We start from the raw sequence: 17463 nt of genomic DNA, 5'->3' as shown, positions 1-17463 counted from the left end.
AGGAGTGCGCGCAGCCGCGAGCCCTGCGGGTCACACGTGCGCTATTTCCCTCACAGGCGCTCGGCGACTTTCGCGCTTGAAGAACCAGTGCTTCGTCGCTTCCGACGCCAGCAGATACAGCACGGTGATCACGAGTATCCCCCCCATTACGAAGGGTGACAGCGGCGAAAATCCGAACCAGTCCGCAAAGGGCAGATAAGGAATGGCGACCGCCAGCAGGAGCGTGGCGAGGCTGAGCCAGGCGAGCAGGCTGCCGGGCCTGCTGCGCCAGAACGCTTTGCGGGTCCGGATGATGAAGACGATGGCGAGTTCGGTGATCAGCGATTCCACGAACCACGCCGTCTGGAACGTTCCGGGAGCCGCTTGAACGACCCCGAGCAGAAAGCCGAAAGTGATGAAATCGAACACTGTGCTGACGAGGCCGAAGATTAGCATGAACCGGCGGATATAGCCGATATCCCAATGCTTTGGCGATTTCGTCTGGTCGTCGTCGACATTGTCGGAGGCGATCGCCAGAGACGGAAGGTCGGACAGGAAATTGTTCAGCAGGATCTGCTTGGCGAGCAAGGGAAGGAACGGCAGGAACAGCGACGCGAACGCCATGCTGATCATGTTGCCGAAGCTGGCGCTGGTGGTGATCGAGATGTACTTCATCGTGTTTGCGAAAGTCTTGCGGCTGTCGTCGATGCCCGTCAGCAGCACGCCCAGATCGCGTTGCAGAAGGATCATGTCCGCGGCTTCGCGCGCCACATCGACCGCGCTCTCCACGGAGATGCCGATATCGGCCGTGTGCAGCGCAGGGGCGTCGTTAATGCCGTCGCCGAGATAGCCGACGGCATGGCCCCGCTGGCGCAGGGCCGCGATGATCCGTTCCTTCTGGTTCGGGTCGATCTCGACGAAGAGATCGGTTTTCGGCGCAAGTCCGAACAGCGCCTCCTTCGTCATGTGCGAAAGCTCTTCGCCGGTGATCATGCCGTGGGTCTTCAGTCCGACCGTCGCGGCCAGATGCTGGGCGACGTAGCGGTTGTCGCCGGTGATGACCTTCACGCCGATGCCGCGCGCCGACATCGCCCTGAGCGTCTCCGCCATTCCCGGCTTGGGCGGATCGAGGAAGAGCAGGAAGCCGGCGAAGGCGAGATCGGCTTCGTCCGACCGGCTGTAGGACGGGCGCCGGGGGATATGGCGGATCGCGAGCGCGAGCACCCGATAGCCCTCGGCGCTCCACGCCTTGAACCTCTCCTCGAGCGCAATCCGCCGTTCGTCGTCGAGCGGCGCCGGTCCTGCTGTGGTCAGGACAGACGTGCAGGCCGCGGAGACATTGTGCACCGCGCCCTTGCAGATCATGAGGTCGTCCTGCCCGGCGGTCCCGTCACGCACGACGACCGAGAGGGACTTCCGCACGAAATCGTAGGGGATCTCATCCACCTTGGCGTATCCGGCGAGATCGTCGTTTCCGGCGCAAGAGACGGCGATGGCTTCGTCGAGCGGGTTCTTCAGTCCGGTCTGAAGCACCGCGTTCAGGCGCGCCCACAGCGTCACATCGGCCGACGCCTCGCCATCGGCGCCGAAGCAGCCATCGAGATGGATCACTCCTTCCGTCAGCGTCCCGGTCTTGTCGGTGCATAGGATATCCATGCTGCCGAGGTTCTCGATCGCTTCGAGGCGTCTGACGATGACGCCGTTGCCGGCGAGCGTCCGGGCGCCGCGAGATAGCGTGACGCTGATGATCGCCGGCAGAAGTTCGGGGGTGAGGCCTACGGCGAGCGCCAGGGAAAAGAGCAGCGAGTCGATCAGCGGCTTGTCGAGCAGCAGATTGGCGACGAACACCAGAACGACGATGACGAGCATGATCTGCGTCATCAGATAGCCGAACCGGCGGATGCCGGCGGCGAACTCGGTTTCCGGCGTCTTGCGTTGGATGGACGCCGCTATGCCGGCGAACTCCGTTCGATTGCCGGTCTTCACCACGAGCACGGTCGCTGTGCCGCTGCGCACCGAGGTTCCGGTGAAGACGACATTGCTGCGAGCCGAAAGCCCTGCGTCCGAAGCCACCTGACCGGGAGATTTCACCACCGGAAAGGTTTCGCCCGTCAACGCGGCCTCGCTGACGTTGAAGTCCCGCGCTTCCGCGATGACGCCATCCGCCGGTATCAGGCTGCCCGCCGACAGTCTCAGGATATCGCCCGGAACGATCTCTTCCGTCGGAATGGTCGTTTCCACTCCATCGCGCAGGATCGTCGCCTTGCTGGAAATACGCTTCTTCAGCGTTTCCATAGCCCTGGAGGCGCTGTACTCCTGGCTGAAGCTCAGCGCGCAGCTTGCAAGCACGATCACGCCGATGATCAGCGCCTCGTGACCTTCGCCGACGAACGCAGAAACAATAGCCGCGAAGATCAGGATCAGGACCAGCGGACTGTAGAACTGTCGGGCGAAGACCTGGAGCGGCGTCGCGCCGCCCTCGCTGCTCAGGCTGTTTCGCCCATCCCGCATCAGCCGGGAGCGCGCCTCATCGGAGGACAGCCCGGCCATCGTCGCCTTCAATTCGACGCTCACATCGGCGACAGGCCGCGACCAGTAGGCGGCCGAGGGAATGGCGTTGTCCATGGGCGACGATTGCGTGACAGGCCCGGATGGCTGCATCGCTTGTTTCCTCGTCGAGCTTGCGAAGACCACAGCGCGTCAGTCGGCGCTCGGCCAGAGCTGCAACATCAGAGTTCGGGGACCGTCCGCTGATAAGTCCTGGCGCGCGCCCGACCGCCGGCGGCCGGTGAGGCGCGATGGCTGCTCTGTTCAGCCTCGCCACGAGCGCCCGATCCCTGTCGCCTGTCGGCCTAGGGCCGTGTCGCCGGCGCGGTCAACTGTGGATCGTTCTGCCGCCACGCGTCAGGTCGGTTCGCCAGGAAAATCGCGCCCATGATCACCGCGACGGCGAGCGCCACCAAGCACGCCATCGACCTCCCCCTGCCCGGCGGCTTGCCATCCGCCGACAGCCGATCTCGATCATGGTCGGGCCGCTGTCGATCGTCGAGGCTCATACGGTGGTGCTCCTAACCGGCAACGGCGGGCTAAGTGGCTGCGTTCCGTCGCCACAGCTTATTAAGCGGCGCCGGCGGCATGGGCCAAGCCTCGCTCCACCCCCTGCGTCATGTCGGCGTGCGACTGCGGTCGAGCCGATCTCCCGGAACTTTTGCGAGCGCCAATAGCCGAAGCGCGTTGGCCGTGACGAGGACGGTGGCGCCGGTGTCCGCCAGGATCGCCATCCAGAGCGACGTGACGCCCAAGATGCTTGTGATGAGGAACACACCCTTCAGACCGAGCGCGATCGCGACGTTCTGATGGATGTTGCGGAGCGTCGCCCGCGAGATGGAGATGAGGTCGGCGACGCCGGTTACACGGCCTCCGAGCAATGCTGCGTCTGCTGTGGACAGCGCCACCTCCGTGCCGCCGCCCATGGCGACGCCGACGTTCGCCGCCGCCAGCGCCGGCGCGTCATTGATGCCGTCGCCGATCATCGCGATCGGGCCGTCCTTCTTGAACGCCTCGATTGCCGCGAGCTTGTCCGCGGGCATGAGGTCGGCGCGGGCCTCGAGCCCAAGCCCTCCGGCGATCGCCTCCGCAGTGCGGGCGTTGTCGCCGGTCAACATCAGGCTCCGCACGCCCATCGCCTTCAGCGCCGAGAGTCCCGCGGCGGCGTCGGAGCGCGGCTCGTCGCGCACGGCGATCAGGCCGAGCGCCGAGGCGTCGTCAGCCACCACGACGACGGTCTTGCCCTCGCTTTCAAGCTCGGCGATGCGCGCCGACGCCTCGGCGCCGAGCCGATTTCCGGCGGCGCGCGGCGCAAGCACGTGGATCAGCCGCCCCGCCACACGGCCGGAAACGCCGCGCCCCGGCTCCGCCGCCGCCTCGGCGACTTCCGCCACGGCGACGCCAAGCGCTTCGGCGCGATCGAGGATCGCGCGACCGATCGGATGGCTCGACGCGCTCTCGACTGCGGCGGCGAGCCCGACGACCTCCGGTTCGGTTGCGCCAAGCGCGATCACGTCGGTGACGCGCGGTTCGCCGGCGGTCAGCGTGCCGGTCTTGTCGAACGCGACGGTCTTGACGCGTCCGAGGGCCTCGAGCGCAGCGCCGCTCTTGATCAGCAGCCCACGCCGAGCGGCGGCGGCGATGCCGGATGCGATCGCGGCGGGGGTGGACAGCACCAGCGCGCAGGGACAGGCGATCAGCAGCAGCGCGAGCGAACGATAGACCCAGGTCGTCCAGTCGCCGCCAAACAGCAGCGGCGGCGCCAGCGCGACGACCCCCGCCGCCGCCATCGCAGCGGGCGTGTACCAACGGCTGAAGTCGTCGATGAAGCGCGCCGTGGGCGCTTTCTTCGACTGCGCGCTCTGCACCTCATCGATAATGCGGGCGATCGTGTTGTTCGCGACAGTGCGGGTCACCCTGACCTTCAGTGTCGCATTGGCGTTGACGCTACCGGCGAACACGGCGTCGCCGGGGCCGCGCGTCACGGGCGCGGATTCTCCGGTGATCGCCGACTGATCAATGTCGGACGTGCCGTCGATGATGTCGCCGTCGGTCGCGATCCGGTCGCCGGCGCGCACCACGAGCGTCTGTTCAGGCCGCAGGCTGGCGGCCTCCACCGTACGCAGAGCGCCGTTCTCCTCGATCACCGCCGTGCTGGGCATCAGTTTGGCGAGCCCGCGAATGCCGGAGCGGGCGCTGCCGGCTGCGATACCCTCGATGAGTTCTCCGACCGCGAACAGAAACACGACGACCGCGGCCTCCTCCGCCGCGCCGACGAAGAGGGCGCCGATGGCGGCCACCGACATCAACGTCTCGATCGAGAACGGGAAGCCCGCTCGAGCCATCGTGAAGGCGCGCTTGGAGAACGGGACGACGCCAACCAAGGCGGCGGCCGTGAAGATCCAGCGCGAATAGGCCGGCTCCGCCAGGCTCATCAGCCATGCAGCGCCAAGGACCGCGGCAAGCGCCAGGACAAGCCGGCCCTTCGTCTTCTGCCACCAGCGCTTGGCGTCATTGCCCTCGTCCGGATCCACGGCATGGTTATGCCCGGCGTGAAGGTCCGGCGCGCCGGCTTGCGCCGGTTCATGATCGTGCGTGGCGTGACCAACGCCATGGTCCTTGTGATCGTGATCGTGAGCACAGCAGCCGCCGATCTCGGGCTGGGCGACGACCGCGGTCTGCGGAGCGACCGGACGGACGCCGAAGCCCAGGCCGCGGATCGATGCGGCGAGGCCGTCGTCGGGTCCATCGGCGATGGTCGTCACATCGACCAGCCCCATGGTCACGTTCACCGCGACGTCGCGAACTCCCGGACGGCGTTTGACCACCGTCTCGATCTTCGCCGCGCAGCTCGCGCAATCCATGCCTTCGATCCGGAACCAAACATGTCGCTCGGTCGAGAGCGTCGCCGCTCGATCCATGTCCGCCTCCCCGGCGATTGATTTCGAGAGACGGTGATACGACCTCTAGCGGCTAGAGCTGCAAGAGGCATTTCGATGACGAAGAACCGAGCTGACTCCGGGCGACGGTCGATCGGCGATCTGGCCGCCATGACTGGAACCAAGATTCCGACGATACGGTATTACGAGTCGATCGGGCTGATGCCGGAGCCAGCGCGGTCCGCCGGCAACCAGCGGGCCTATGGTGACCGACACGCGACGCGCCTCGCCTTCATCCGGCACGCCCGTGAACTGGGATTCGCGCTCGACGCGATCCGCGAATTGCTTGCGCTGTCGGACGATCCGGATCGATCCTGCTTCGACGCGGACCGCATCGCGAAGGAGCAGCTGGTCGCGGTCCAGAGGAGGATCGTCAGGCTCAAGGCGCTCGAGACCGAACTGGAACGCATGCTGGGGGACTGCCGCCACGGCTCGATCCGGGAGTGCCGTGTGATCGAGGTGCTAGGCGACCATTCGCTGTGCGGCCACCTTCACGCGGAGCCGGAGGATCCCACGGCCGCTCTCTGACGGCTCTTGATCCTGAGCCTCCCCGAGGATCTTTGCTCAGGGAACGTCACAAGGGTAGCCCCCTAAAGACGGGGCCGAGCGACGTCCTGCGCGTGAAGAGCGCCCTCGCCTCCGCTTCCGCTATGCGATCAACGCTTTGATCGCGTCTCTCGGATCGCCGCCCGCATGCCGCCCCCCGTCGACGGCCGACCCGCGGTCGCCTACCCTTGTCGGCTCGGCTGCGCCCATGACCCGCCCCCTTTGATCCGGAACATGGGTTCCTTGAGAACAGTTGGGAACAGGGCGGAGGATATCGCGGCGGTCATCCGAAGACGGCGAGAATCGCGCTTCAGCCGGGGCGTCGGGAGATCAGACGGACGACGTCTACGCCGAGTTTCGCAGCCGTCGTGTCCGCATAGTTCAGCCTTGAATTGGCGCCGACCGTCGCAGTGAACGGGGATTCCGTGGAAATCTACTTCAGCCACTACTATTCCGAAACTCTTGTATTCCTAGCGGTCGCCGGCGTCGTCGTGCCGCTCTTCAAGCAGCTCAAATTGAGTCCGGTCCATGGATTTCTCCTGGCCGGACTGGCTCTTGGCCCGTTTGGTCTCGGGGGGCTCGAAAGCGAAGCGCCCTGGATCGCTCCCTTCACGATCAACAACGGGGAGGACATCGGCGCGCTCGCGGAGCTCGGCGTTGTGTTTCTCATGTTCATGGTGGGGCTGGAGCTTTCCGCAGCGCGGCTCTGGCTCGCGCGGCGAATGGTGTTCGGCCTCGGCGCCCTGCAGGTTCTGTCGTGCTCCGTCGCGCTCGGCCTACTCGCCTATATTCTCGGCCAACCCACTTCGTCCGCGGTTGTCCTCGGCGCCGCCGGCTCCCTTTCCTCGACGGCGATCGCGCTGCCGACATTGGCCGAGCGGGGGCGTCTTCAGACCGTCGCCGGACGCACGAGCTTCGCCATACTTCTGTTCCAGGATCTTTCCGTAGCGCCGCTGCTGTTCATGGTCTCCCTCCTGAGCTCAGAGGGACCGGTCGGGATTCGACTGATCGAGACGCTTGGCCCCGGGGTGATCGCCGTCGCCGCCCTGGTGGCGTTCGGCCAGTTGGCGCTGCGGCCGCTCTTCGGCTGGGTCGCCGCGGCGCGCAGCCCTGAGCTGTTCATGGCGGCCTGTCTGCTGGTGATTCTGGGAACCAGCTTCGTCACGGCTGCGGCCGGGCAATCGATGGCTCTTGGAGCGTTCGTCGCGGGCCTGTTGCTCGCAGAGACCGAGTTCCGGCGCCAGATTGAAGCTCTGATCGATCCCTTCAAGGGCCTGCTGCTCGGGCTGTTCTTCCTGTCCGTCGGAGCGACGATGGATCTGGCGCGGGTCTACGCGTCTCTGACCGCCACGCTCATGATCGCCATCGGACTGATCGCTACGAAAGCGACCGTGGTGTTCCTGGCGGCGAGAGGCTTCAGCCTGTCCCGCGCTTCCGCAGGCGAGACCGCCCTGACCATCGCCGGCGGAGGCGAGTTCGCCTTCGTCCTCCTGAGCGCCCCGATCTCGGGTCACATTTTGCCGCCTGACGTCGCAGCGACCGCGACGGCCGCCGTCACCATCTCGATGCTGACGATTCCCTTCCTCGTGGCGTTGGCGGAGCGCCATTTCGCGAGGACGGCGGGGGAGACGAAAGCGCCCGTGTTTGGTCCGGCGGATGGCGGAGCGGAGGCGGCTGTGGTGATTGCTGGCTATGGCCGCACAGGTGTCCTCGTGGCTCGAATGCTCGCGCGCCATGGCGTGTCCTTCATCGCGATCGATGACGACATACGCGTCGTCAGGCGGGCGCGGCGCCAAGCGGAAGCGCGCGTTTTCTATGGCGACGCCACCAACCCGGAGATGCTGCGGTGTTGCGGGCTGTCAGACGCCCGGGCCCTGGTGGTCACGCCGACATCCCCCGAGACGGCGAAGGCGATCGTCGCTGGCGTCAGGTCGGAGAACGCCACGCTGCCGATTTTCGCGCGCGCTCGGGATCTCGCCGTGGCGAAGCGGCTCTATCGGTTCGGCGTGACGGACGCGGTGCCGATTGACGTTGAACCCAGCCTGCACCTCTCGGAACTCGTGCTCGTGGAGCTGGGCGTCCCGCTGGGTCGCGTCATAGCCTCGATCCATGAGCAGCGGGACGAGTTTCGCGGTGCGATCAGAGCGAAGGGAAAGAATGCGCGACGCCGAAACGCCATCCGGCCGCAGCAGGCCGACCGCGCGCCGTGACGTATCGCGGTTCGTGGGAAAAACGGTCCAAGTCTCGAAGCTGCTGCGGCGGCCAGCCTGTTCGCGCTGACGCCCGTCGTGGCCGCGACCGCAACGTAGGTGTGGCGGAGGCGGACCTTGTGTTACTGGGCGTTTTCTGCGCGGGCGGGCGCCCGCCCGCGCCATGGATCGCGTGATTGAGGAGGGGAGCGCCCGTGAAGGTTCGTTTCAGCGCCGTAGTGCTTGCAGGGCTCCTGGCGGGCTGCGCATCGTCCATTCCGCTTGTTGCGATCAGCGGCGAGAATCATGTGTTCACCGGCTCCGCGGCGCCAGGCGCGAAGCCTGGATCTCGGTTCACCTTTACCGACGGCAAGATCAAATGCGACGGCGTGTTCGACACGCGGCCGGTCGATCCGAACATCAGGGCTCAGGTCGCCTGCAGCAACGGCCGCAAGGGGACCATCGTCGCCAAGCGCGATTCCAGCGGCTCGAGCGGACAGGGGACGTTCACGCTCGACGACGGGACGTCAGGCAAGTTCATCTTCGGCGCCGGCGCCGGGAATTTCTGAGACCGCTGACGCGAGCCTCTGGGCCCAGGGCAGGAAGCCATCGAGGAAGCGCGTCGTCGCCGGCATGAAGCTGCTGCCGTGATGATAGAAGGGGTCCAGCGTCGAGACGATCGCCCGACCCGCGAAGCTCGCCTGGTCGTCATAGAGCAGCGCTCCGCCTTCGTCGCGGCCTTCGGGATCGGCGGGCACGTCGATCAGCGTTCGGGCTCCCGCCGGCGGCGTCAACACGCCATGGTAGTGCCAGATGGCGTCGGCGAAAGGCACGGCTACAAACAACTCATGCGCCGGCTCGACAAGGCGCTGCTCGGGCTCCGCGTTCTCGTCGAGCCACCACCAGAAATTCGTCGGGCGGGGCGACCAGCCGACCCCCGGCAGCCAGGTCTCGACCTGGTTCTCGCCGAGCGCGATGAGCGTCCGGCCCCGATCGAGAAAGTTCGTGAGGACGTCCTTTTTCGCCCTCAGCACGTCGGGGTTGATCCGATCCGGCACGATCAGGACTCCCACGTCGGTGAGGTCGTCGGGCGTCAGGTCGCGCATGTAGATCGGCCGGTCGAACAGGTCTCGATAGCGCGGGCCGTAGATGGTCGCGTGATGGTAGAAGGCGCCTCCGTCGAGCACGGCGAGCTTCACGACCTGTCCTCCGGCGCGAGCAGCCATTCCAGAAACTGCGGCGCGAGGCGCGCCGTCGAGTCCATCGCGCCGAACTGCCAGAGGTCGTTGCCGCCATGGAGCAGGACGCGCCCATGGCCGACGGGATAGAGGATGTCGAGCGCGCGCTCCGGCGCACCGACGGCGTTGACGACGAGCGCGCCTGGCGGCGGCTCGTGCCAGGCGCGCCCGTAAAAGCCCGCGACGCCCTTCCGGAAGGTCAGGTCCTCTCCGGAGACGCCCTCCCAGATCGGGTGGGACGCGAGCCTCAGGATGCGCAGATCGTCCAGTCGGGAGTTCGGCGACGTTCTCGCGGAGTCGATCCCGGGCAGGAAAGGATAGGCGACGTGGCCGTTGGCGACGACCGTGCCGCCGGCGTCGAGGAAAGACGCGATCCGTTCGGCTCGGCTGGCCAGGAAGCGCTGGTCGGCGTGCATGCCGATCAGCAGCGCGCGATAGCGGTCGAGATCGGTCTCGTCGAAGTCGTAGAGACTGCGGCGCTCGATCAGCCCGCGGGCTTCCTCGCGGTTCGCCAGAGCTTCCCCGGAGCCGTCGGGATGCCCGAAGGTGAAATAGAGAGCGGGCCGGATCAGGACACGATCCTGACGTCGAAGAGAGCGTGGGCCGGCCCGGCGAGAACGTCGGCCGCGATGGCGCGTTTCAGCCGGCTCAGTTCAGCGTTTTCGTCTGTGCTGCGGTCGGGCGTGAAGTTGAGGGAGAAGAAGCGCTCCGGCAGAGCGTCGGACCGGAGGGCGAGCTCGGCCGTTCTGCCGCCGATCGTGATGCGGAAGCTGTAGGAGATATCGAAGCCCGGCGCGAGCCGCGCCTCCGGCAGCGAACGGTCGACCGCATAAGCGCCGCGCGTCACGGCCCGCGCGACGAATTCAAACGCGTCGCGCACCCCCGGTCCGGGATGGCCGCTGACGATCGAAATATCGTCGCGGCGCGGCGGCGCTTCAGGCGACAGCAGGGCGATCGCCGTCTTCAGGGCCTGGAACGTCACGGCGAGCATCGCGAGCGCTGCCTGACCGTGATAGGCGGCCACCGCCGAGAAGCCGATTGCGATCGGCTCCTCCTCGCCCTGGATCGTGATAACGGAGCTGACCGGCGGGAACGTCGTCACCTGTCGTTTCTCCAGGCGGGCGGGGTTCCGTTCCGGCAGCCGGACCGTCGGCTCGTCAAAACGTGTGCTGCAGCTTGAAGGTGAAGTTCCTGCCGACCTCGATCAGCGGATTGGTCAGGCTCCGATCATAGGCTACGTTCACGAATGTCGATGCATCGGCGTATTTTTTATCGAATACATTTTCCACGCCGAGGATAAGCTTGGTGTCTCCGAGCTGCGGGGAGACGATATTTCCGAGATTCAGCGTCGTATATACCTTCGGAACCGCATAGCCTGCCGTTTCGAATTCCTGAGCGGGGACGATGCGTGTTTTGCGCGTCGCCCAGTCGACCACCGCCATGACCGAATAGGACGCGTCGGGCGCGGCGTACTGCGCGCCGACCCGGCCGCGCCAAGGCGCAAGGAATGGAAGCGGCGTGCCGGCAGTCTTGTTGTCGCCGTGCAAATAGGTAAGCGAGGCGAAGAGGTTGATGGTCCGGGTCGCCTGCCAGGTTCCCTCGGCCTCGATGCCCCTGACTTCCGCCTTGCCGATGTTCTGGCTTTGGGTGAAGCCCGAGACTCCATTGTAACTGACCGCGATGGTCTGGAGAAAGTTCCTGTAATGGCTGTCGAACGCCGTGACCTTCAGTTCCGCGTCGTCGGTGTGGAAGCGGACGCCGCCTTCATAGGTCAAACCCTTCTCGGGCTTCAGCGAAGGATTGGGAATCGTCGTCGCCGAAAAGGCGTACATCTCGGAGTTCGTCGGCTCTCTGAAGGATGTCGCCACGCTGGCGAGAAGATCGACGTTGGGTAGGATACGGAATACAGCGCCTATGCTTCCAGTCGGCGCGTGGCCGTCGGTCGTGTTGTTGCCGACGAAGGCGGGCCGGACCGAAGCCGGCAGCGGCGAGAGTTCGGACGTGGTGTGGAACCAGTCGTAGCGCAGGCCAGCGGAGAGCGTCAGCGGCTCCACGGGCGTCCATTCGTTCAGCATGAAGACGCCGGCGTTGGCCTGCGTCGTATCCGGCCCGTTCTTGGCCTTGCCCGAGAAGGTGACGCCGGTCGTCGCGCCGGTCCCCGGATCAAACGTGGTTACGCGTGACCAACCCTTGGACCCCGGGCGATTTTCTTTGAAGGCGTCGACGCCAATCAGCGTCTTGACGTCGCCGATTCCGAAGCTCCACGGGATCGTTCCAACCGCGCGGCCGCCGAACACGAGCGGGCCGATGACATGACTTCCGGAAGAGACGTGGCGCGTCGTGATCCCATCGGCGTTGATCGTGTTGCTGTTCGTCTTGAGCGTGGTGTCGTAGTAGTTTGCGTAGACTGACGCCTCGACCTTCTTGACCGGCCCGTCGAATTCGCCGGTGTAGGACAGCCGGCCCATCGTGACGTCGTTCGGGCTCTGCCTGACTTTCAGGTAGGGCGCTCCGGGAGCCCCGCCGACGCCGCCGGCGCGGCCGTCCTCCTCGGTGTAGTGGCGCAACGCGAGTTCGAACCGCTGTCCGGCGGTGGGCGTGTATCCCAGCTTCAGGCTGCCGCCGAGGCTCTTGTAGTCGCTGTTGGGCGCCTTGCCGAGCGGCGTGTGGTAATCGTCGCCCCAGCGGCCGCTGACGCTCGCAAGATAGTCGAAGCCGCCGCCCGCGCCCTCGATCCAGTTGTCCGTCGCCACCGATTTTGCGGCGGTGCCGAAGCTGGCCGAAGAGCCGCCATGCGTGATCCGGAAGGGGCCGCTCGGATCGCCGCTGGGAGTGCGGGTCACGATATTGACGAGACCGGTCAGCGCCTCGCTGCCGTAGAGCACGGAGGCAGGCCCTCGGATCACCTCGACCCGCTCGATCTCACCGGGCGAGAAATAGTTGAGCTGCAGGGTGTTGCGGCCGCGGAAGCGCTGGCCGTCCACAAAGAGCGGCGAGCGAAAATTGTTCGAGCTGAACCCCCGCAGATAAATCTGGCCGCCGATGCCTCCCGCCCGCGCCACCGAGATTCCGGGCACCGTGGCGAGGATGTCGAGCAGGCCGGTTGGAGACGTCTGCTCAATCTGGGCCCGGTCGACCACGGTGGCGCTCTGCGTGATCTGGCGATTGAGAGTCTGCGGCTGCGGAAGACTGCCGCCGCGCGGCTGCAGAGAATCGCGCTCACTCTTCCGCTCGCCCGACACTTCGATCGCCGGAAGCTCGACGGTCTCGGCCGACGTCGCGCTCTGCGCCAGAGCCGGCCCGGGCAGCGACAAAGCCGTCGTGAGAGCGAACAACGAGGCCGAACACCTCAAAATCACCACACGACGCCCGTCACCTTTACACGACGTCCTCGCCAGATCGTCGGCAATATCAAAATATTTCAATGTGCAGTTGTGCATAATACAGTGTTCCAGGGGCGATCACGCGCCTGATTTCTTATGCATACTCGATATACAGAGCAAGCGTATTCCAAGTATATTTAACTAGAATAATTACAACATGCTGGCTGCGTCATTATCGCTCTTGTGGACTTGCGCACATTGGACTCACACAGAACGGCTTCTTCCGGTCGCCGCGCGATGGCGACCGGCTTTCTGGATGACACGCGACATGACGCTTGGCCTGCAGGCGGCGCTGAAACGCCCCACGATCGAGGCCACGCCGTGCAGGCGGCCGCCCCGCCGGTTCGCCCTCGCGCTCGCGCTCGCAGCAGCGGCGAGCGTTCCCGCGCGCGCGGTCGAAGTGACCGACCAACGCGGCGCAAGCTTCATCTTCGAAAAGCCGGCCGAACGCGCCGTTTTCCTGCCCATGCCGGCCGCCTCAACCTATATCGCCATCAACAGAGGCGAGCGCGGCGTCGCGGGCATGAACGCGGCCTCCGCGGCGGCAATGCGGGACGGCGTCCTCGGCAAGCTGTTCCCGGGCTACGCGCGCATCGCGACGAACATCACCCTGGGGGCGGGAACCGCGCCAAACGTCGAGAGCATTCTGGCGCTGCGCCCCGACGCCGTCTTCGCATGGGCGGCCGCCGGCGACGACGCGCTGGCCTCGCTGGAGCGCGTGGGCCTCAAGGCGCTCGGCATGCGCTATGGCTCGCAGGAAGACATGGCGGGTTATATCGGGATGATGGGGCTCGTCGCCGGCCAGGAGGCGCGGGCGCGCGAGTTGAACGAGCGGCAGGGCCGCGAACTCGAGAGCATGAAGGCGGCTTTCGCCGGCCTCGACGACGCCCGCAGACCGCGCGTGCTCTATCTCGCCCGCGCCTCCGACGCCTATCGCGCCTCGGGTCGCGGCTCGTACAACGACTTCTACATCCGGCTGACGGGCGGCGCGAACGTCGCCGCTGGCGGTCCGTCGTCCGCGACGGTCAACATCGAGCAGATCCTCGCCTGGAACCCGCAGGTCGTTCTGCTCGGCAATTTCGACACGGTCATGCCGGCCGATCTTTACGCCGATCCCCGCTGGCAGGACGTCGAGGCCGTCAGGTCGCGGCGCGTTTACCGGATGCCGCTCGGCGGCTATCGCTGGGATCCGCCTAGCCAGGAGTCGGCCCTGACCTGGATCTGGCTGGCCGGTTTGCTCCATCCCGGAGGTCCGGCGAAAGATCTGCGCGGCGCGATGCGCGGCTGGTTCGATTTCCTCTACGGCCACGCCCTGAGCGACGACGAGATCGACGGCGTCCTGTTCGCGAAGGAAAATCGCACCTCGGCCGGCTACGAACGGTATTTGACGCGATGAGCCAAGGCGGGCTCGTCTCCGGAGGGACCGCGCCGGCGGTCGGCGGGACGCGGCAGGCGACCCTCGTCGTCGCGTTGTTCGCGGCGCTGATTGCGGCGCTTCTCTGGTCCGTGACGGCCGGACGCTATCCGGTGCCGATCGACCATGTGCTCGCGATCCTGGCGGCGCGGATCGCCGAGGTCTCGCCGGTCTGGTCTCCGACGGAGCGGATCGTGGTCGAGGTCGTGCGGCTGCCACGCGTGCTGACGGCGGCGGCCGCCGGCGCCGGTCTCTCGCTGAGCGGCGCGGTTCTGCAGGGACTTTTCCGCAATCCGCTCGTCGGCCCGCAGACGATCGGCGCCGCGTCCGGAGCCGCGCTCGGCGGAGTGACCGCGATCCTGTTCCTCGACTTCGGCCTGAGCGTCCAGTTCGGCGCCTTCGCAGGGGCCGCGCTGGCGCTCGCCGCCGTGCTCGCCATCCACCGCAGCGACGGCCTCTCGCCGGTTCTCACGCTCGTGCTTGCAGGAGTGGTGGTGAGCGCCTTCTGCGGCGCGCTGGTCGGCCTCGTGACTTATGTCGCCGATCCCGAGACCAAGCTGCCCGGCGTCGTGTTCTGGCTGCTCGGCAGCTTCGCCTCCGCGACCTGGCCCAAGCTCGGCCTGGTCGTCGGGTGCACCGCGCTGGCCGGGATCGTGATGCTGGGCATGCGCTGGCGCGTCAACGTGCTCGCCCTCGGCGACGAGGAGGCGCGCACGCTGGGCGTGGATCCGGTCCGCGACCGGCTGGTGCTGCTCGCGGCCGCCTGCCTCGCGATATCCGCTCAGGTCGCCGTCAGCGGCACGATCGGCTGGGTGGGGCTCGTCATTCCGAATCTCGCCCGAATGATCGTGGGAGCCGACCATCGCCGTCTGCTGCCCGTCGCCGCCCTGATGGGGGCGACCTTCCTCGTGATCGCGGACACGCTGGCGCGCGACTTGACGCCCGCGGAGATCCCGGTCGGCATCGTCACGGCGATCGTCGGCACTCCGGTCTTCGCCTATCTGCTGCGCCGGAACGCGGCGGGCGCGGCGTGATGATCGCGCTTCGGGACGTAGGCCACTCGTTCCAGCCCTCGCGCTGGCTGTTCCGGCGCCTCTCCCTCGCCCCGGCGCAGTCGCAGATCACCGCGATCCTCGGTCCTAACGGAACGGGCAAGACGACGCTGCTGCGCGTCCTGTGCGGCACGCTGGCGCCGCGGGAGGGCGAACGGATCGGGTCAGATGCGGTCGGCTATGTTCCGCAGGCGTTGGCCGCCGATCAGGGCCTCACGGCTCTGGACATGGTCCTGCTCGGCCGCAGCCGTTTCCTCGGGCGCTTCGAGGCTCCAGCTCGCAGGGATACGGCGCGCGCCCAGGAGTGTCTCGATGAGGTCGGCCTCTCCTCGATCGCCGGGCAGCGCTACGATCGGCTCAGCGGTGGTCAGCGACAACTCGTGCTGCTCGCCCGCGCGCTCGCCAGCGATCCGGCAACGCTCGTCCTCGACGAACCGACCTCGGCGCTGGATCTCGCCAATCAGGGGGTCGTGCTGCGTCTGATGGGCAGGCTCTCGCGCGAGCGAAGGCTCTCGATCCTGTTCACGACGCACCATCCCGAGCACGCGCTCGCCGTCGCCCACCGGGCTCTGCTGCTGTTTCCGGACGGCATCCATGTCGAAGGCCCCGCGGAAACGGTCGTCGACGAGACCAATCTCGCGCGCATGTATGGCGTCCCGGTGCGGCGCGTCGCGCTCACGGGAGAGGACCCCTCCGCCTTCGCGATCGTGCCCCTCCACCATCTGCGGAAGACATCCGCGGCGGCCACCTTCGCGGGCGTCCCCGAATAGCGCCGTGGAGGCCGCGCCGTCACCTCGACCCGCCGCAGCTTCGCGACGACCTATTCAGCCGTGCGCCTGAGCCGCGCATCTCACGATGGACGTGAGGCGCGAGGCCCGGACAGAAGGCGCCGCCCGATCCGGGATCGAGCGGCGCAGGGTCCTTCGCCAGATATCAGCAGGGACGATAGTAAGCCCGACCATTCCGAACGTACCGGCAGTTATGGCCGCGGTTGCTGCCCGCGATCGCTGCGCCTGCGGCCAGACCGAGGACGCCGGCGGCGACATAGCGGCCGGTGTGGCTGCGGTGATGTCCGCCATAGCCGCGACCGTAATAGCCGCGATGGCGATCTCCGCCCCAGCCGCCGTGGTGGCGGCCGCCGCCATGGTTTCCCCAACCGCCATGGCCGCCGCGACCGCCGCCGCGCCGGTGATCGACCGTCTGGATCTGATCCATCGGAACGCCGGCTATCGTCGCGGGAGCGCCGGAGGCCGCTTCGGCCGGGATAGCGCTGAACGCCATTCCGAGCGAGCAGGCGCCGGCGAGGATAAGGTTGGAAAGCTTGTTCATGACACACCTTTGGTCAGCCATCGGGAGGTCGCGCAAGCGCATCCGACGGCGTTCATTCGTGACGAGGCATATTGCGCGTCGGGCCGAAGATGAAAGGGCAAAGCGCGCGAGAGAGCCGTATCCGCTACGCGCAGCGTTAATCTCGGAACGGCGAAGAAAACGCCCGGCGCGCCGCGCGGACCACTCGCGAAGGCGGCCGAGTCCGGGCCCGCCGCCCATCCGATTCGGCATCTCGCGCACTGGCGCGGCGAGCGGACTCTTGGCGATGCGGCGCGGCGCGCCGATCACGGACGCCGCAGGGCGCTTCGGCGTGTCGCCCAAGTCCTGCTGGACGTCCACGGCCGTCGTCATCCCGAGGTCCGGCGGCAGGCGCGGCCGGCTGACGACGGGTTTTCGCGGCCTCTTCGGCGCCAAAAGAAAAAGGGGTCTCCGGAAAATCCGGAAACCCCTGAAGAATGAGTGGTGGGCGTGACAGGGATCGAACCTGTGACCCCTACCATGTCAAGGTAGTGCTCTCCCGCTGAGCTACACGCCCGTAGCGAAGGCTTGAGGCCCGCGCATTTTCAGTGATCGGGAGGCTGCGGGACAGCCCCCGAAGAGTGCGCGGCTATATCGGATAGCCGGACGGCTGGCAAGCGCGGCGGCCTATCAGGGCTCGCCGTTCCGGCGGCCGCCGCGGCTGCGGCGATAGAGGCTGAGCAGCCAGAGCGGCGCGCAGACCGCGGCGCCGATTCCGAGCCCTTCGCCCGCCCCCTCGAGGCCGATCCGGTCGAGCGCGCCCGTGGCCCAGGCCAGCAGCGCCGCGACCAGCAAAGCCGGCGGAACGAGGTCGCGGGCCGTCAGCTGC

15 protein-coding genes and 1 tRNA gene are annotated in these 17463 nt (G+C 66.8%); 6 read left to right on the top strand and 10 right to left on the bottom strand.

From position 1 onward, the window contains the following. Window positions 1-30: 30 nt before the first annotated feature. The 3 genes from mgtA to PKE75_RS04930 form a co-directional block, all read right to left on the bottom strand. Window positions 31-2604: a magnesium-translocating P-type ATPase gene (mgtA, locus tag PKE75_RS04940; RefSeq protein WP_271167581.1), complete on the bottom strand. Its 2574-nt coding sequence runs from the start codon at window positions 2602-2604 to the stop codon at window positions 31-33. Between the two features lie 227 nt (window positions 2605-2831). Continuing rightward, window positions 2832-3035: a hypothetical protein gene (locus tag PKE75_RS04935; RefSeq protein WP_271167580.1), complete on the bottom strand. Its 204-nt coding sequence runs from the start codon at window positions 3033-3035 to the stop codon at window positions 2832-2834. A 108-nt stretch (window positions 3036-3143) separates the two neighbouring features. Further along, window positions 3144-5447, bottom strand: coding sequence for a heavy metal translocating P-type ATPase (locus PKE75_RS04930; protein WP_271167579.1), 2304 nt, complete (start codon window positions 5445-5447; stop codon window positions 3144-3146). A gap of 75 nt (window positions 5448-5522) precedes the next feature. On the opposite strand from PKE75_RS04930, the gene PKE75_RS04925 reads away from it, so the two are divergent. From PKE75_RS04925 to PKE75_RS04915, 3 genes are all read left to right on the top strand, one after another. Beyond that, on the top strand, window positions 5523-5993 hold the full coding sequence (locus PKE75_RS04925; RefSeq protein WP_271167578.1) for a MerR family transcriptional regulator: 471 nt from the start codon (window positions 5523-5525) through the stop codon (window positions 5991-5993). Between the two features lie 428 nt (window positions 5994-6421). Continuing rightward, window positions 6422-8221 carry a cation:proton antiporter domain-containing protein gene (locus PKE75_RS04920; protein ID WP_271167577.1) on the top strand — a complete coding sequence of 600 codons (1800 nt, stop codon included), beginning with the start codon at window positions 6422-6424 and terminating at the stop codon, window positions 8219-8221. 194 nt (window positions 8222-8415) lie between these two features. Beyond that, window positions 8416-8769: a hypothetical protein gene (locus PKE75_RS04915; protein ID WP_271167576.1), complete on the top strand. Its 354-nt coding sequence runs from the start codon at window positions 8416-8418 to the stop codon at window positions 8767-8769. Here the strand turns inward: PKE75_RS04915 and PKE75_RS04910 are convergent. The 4 genes from PKE75_RS04910 to PKE75_RS04895 all read right to left on the bottom strand — a co-directional run bounded on the left by PKE75_RS04910 (window position 8728) and on the right by PKE75_RS04895 (window position 12878). Next, entirely contained in the window at window positions 8728-9399 is a 672-nt protein-coding gene (locus tag PKE75_RS04910; protein WP_271167575.1) for a hypothetical protein, read from the bottom strand. The genes PKE75_RS04915 and PKE75_RS04910 overlap by 42 nt on opposite strands. Further along, window positions 9396-9854, bottom strand: coding sequence for a hypothetical protein (locus PKE75_RS04905; protein WP_271167574.1), 459 nt, complete (start codon window positions 9852-9854; stop codon window positions 9396-9398). Before PKE75_RS04905 ends, PKE75_RS04910 begins: the two co-directional genes overlap by 4 nt. 152 nt (window positions 9855-10006) lie before the next feature. Further along, a complete protein-coding gene (locus tag PKE75_RS04900) occupies window positions 10007-10540 on the bottom strand; it encodes a hypothetical protein (protein WP_271167573.1) in 534 nt (177 codons plus the stop codon). A 55-nt stretch (window positions 10541-10595) separates the two neighbouring features. Further along, window positions 10596-12878 carry a TonB-dependent receptor gene (locus PKE75_RS04895; RefSeq protein ID WP_271167572.1) on the bottom strand — a complete coding sequence of 761 codons (2283 nt, stop codon included), beginning with the start codon at window positions 12876-12878 and terminating at the stop codon, window positions 10596-10598. A 199-nt stretch (window positions 12879-13077) separates the two neighbouring features. Here PKE75_RS04895 and PKE75_RS04890 point away from each other — a divergent pair, with 199 nt between their 5' ends. From PKE75_RS04890 to PKE75_RS04880, 3 genes are read left to right on the top strand one after another with little or no spacing between them, the layout of a single operon-like run. Next, window positions 13078-14217 carry an ABC transporter substrate-binding protein gene (locus PKE75_RS04890; protein ID WP_271167571.1) on the top strand — a complete coding sequence of 380 codons (1140 nt, stop codon included), beginning with the start codon at window positions 13078-13080 and terminating at the stop codon, window positions 14215-14217. Continuing rightward, complete coding sequence (locus tag PKE75_RS04885) at window positions 14214-15269, top strand: FecCD family ABC transporter permease (RefSeq protein ID WP_271167570.1); 1056 nt, start codon at window positions 14214-14216, stop codon at window positions 15267-15269. The genes PKE75_RS04890 and PKE75_RS04885 overlap by 4 nt, the downstream gene beginning before the upstream one ends. Continuing rightward, window positions 15269-16057 (top strand): ABC transporter ATP-binding protein, encoded by a 789-nt coding sequence (locus PKE75_RS04880; protein ID WP_271167569.1) that lies wholly within the window; start codon window positions 15269-15271, stop codon window positions 16055-16057. The genes PKE75_RS04885 and PKE75_RS04880 overlap by 1 nt, the downstream gene beginning before the upstream one ends. A gap of 163 nt (window positions 16058-16220) precedes the next feature. Here the strand turns inward: PKE75_RS04880 and PKE75_RS04875 are convergent, their stop codons facing one another. The 3 genes from PKE75_RS04875 to PKE75_RS04865 all read right to left on the bottom strand — a co-directional run bounded on the left by PKE75_RS04875 (window position 16221) and on the right by PKE75_RS04865 (window position 17429). Beyond that, a complete protein-coding gene (locus PKE75_RS04875; RefSeq protein ID WP_271167568.1) occupies window positions 16221-16616 on the bottom strand; it encodes a hypothetical protein in 396 nt (131 codons plus the stop codon). Window positions 16617-17076: 460 nt separating this feature from the next. After that, window positions 17077-17151: transfer RNA gene (locus PKE75_RS04870), tRNA-Val, on the bottom strand. A 113-nt stretch (window positions 17152-17264) separates the two neighbouring features. Further along, window positions 17265-17429: a hypothetical protein gene (locus PKE75_RS04865; RefSeq protein ID WP_271167567.1), complete on the bottom strand. Its 165-nt coding sequence runs from the start codon at window positions 17427-17429 to the stop codon at window positions 17265-17267. Between the last annotated feature and the right edge of the window lie 34 nt (window positions 17430-17463).

Origin of the sequence: Hansschlegelia plantiphila (assembly GCF_027922265.1) — a bacterium.
GTDB lineage: Bacteria > Pseudomonadota > Alphaproteobacteria > Rhizobiales > Methylopilaceae > Methylopila > Methylopila plantiphila.
The sequence above is the reverse complement of the archived record's forward strand: the minus strand, read 5'-3'. Positions and strand labels throughout refer to the sequence as shown.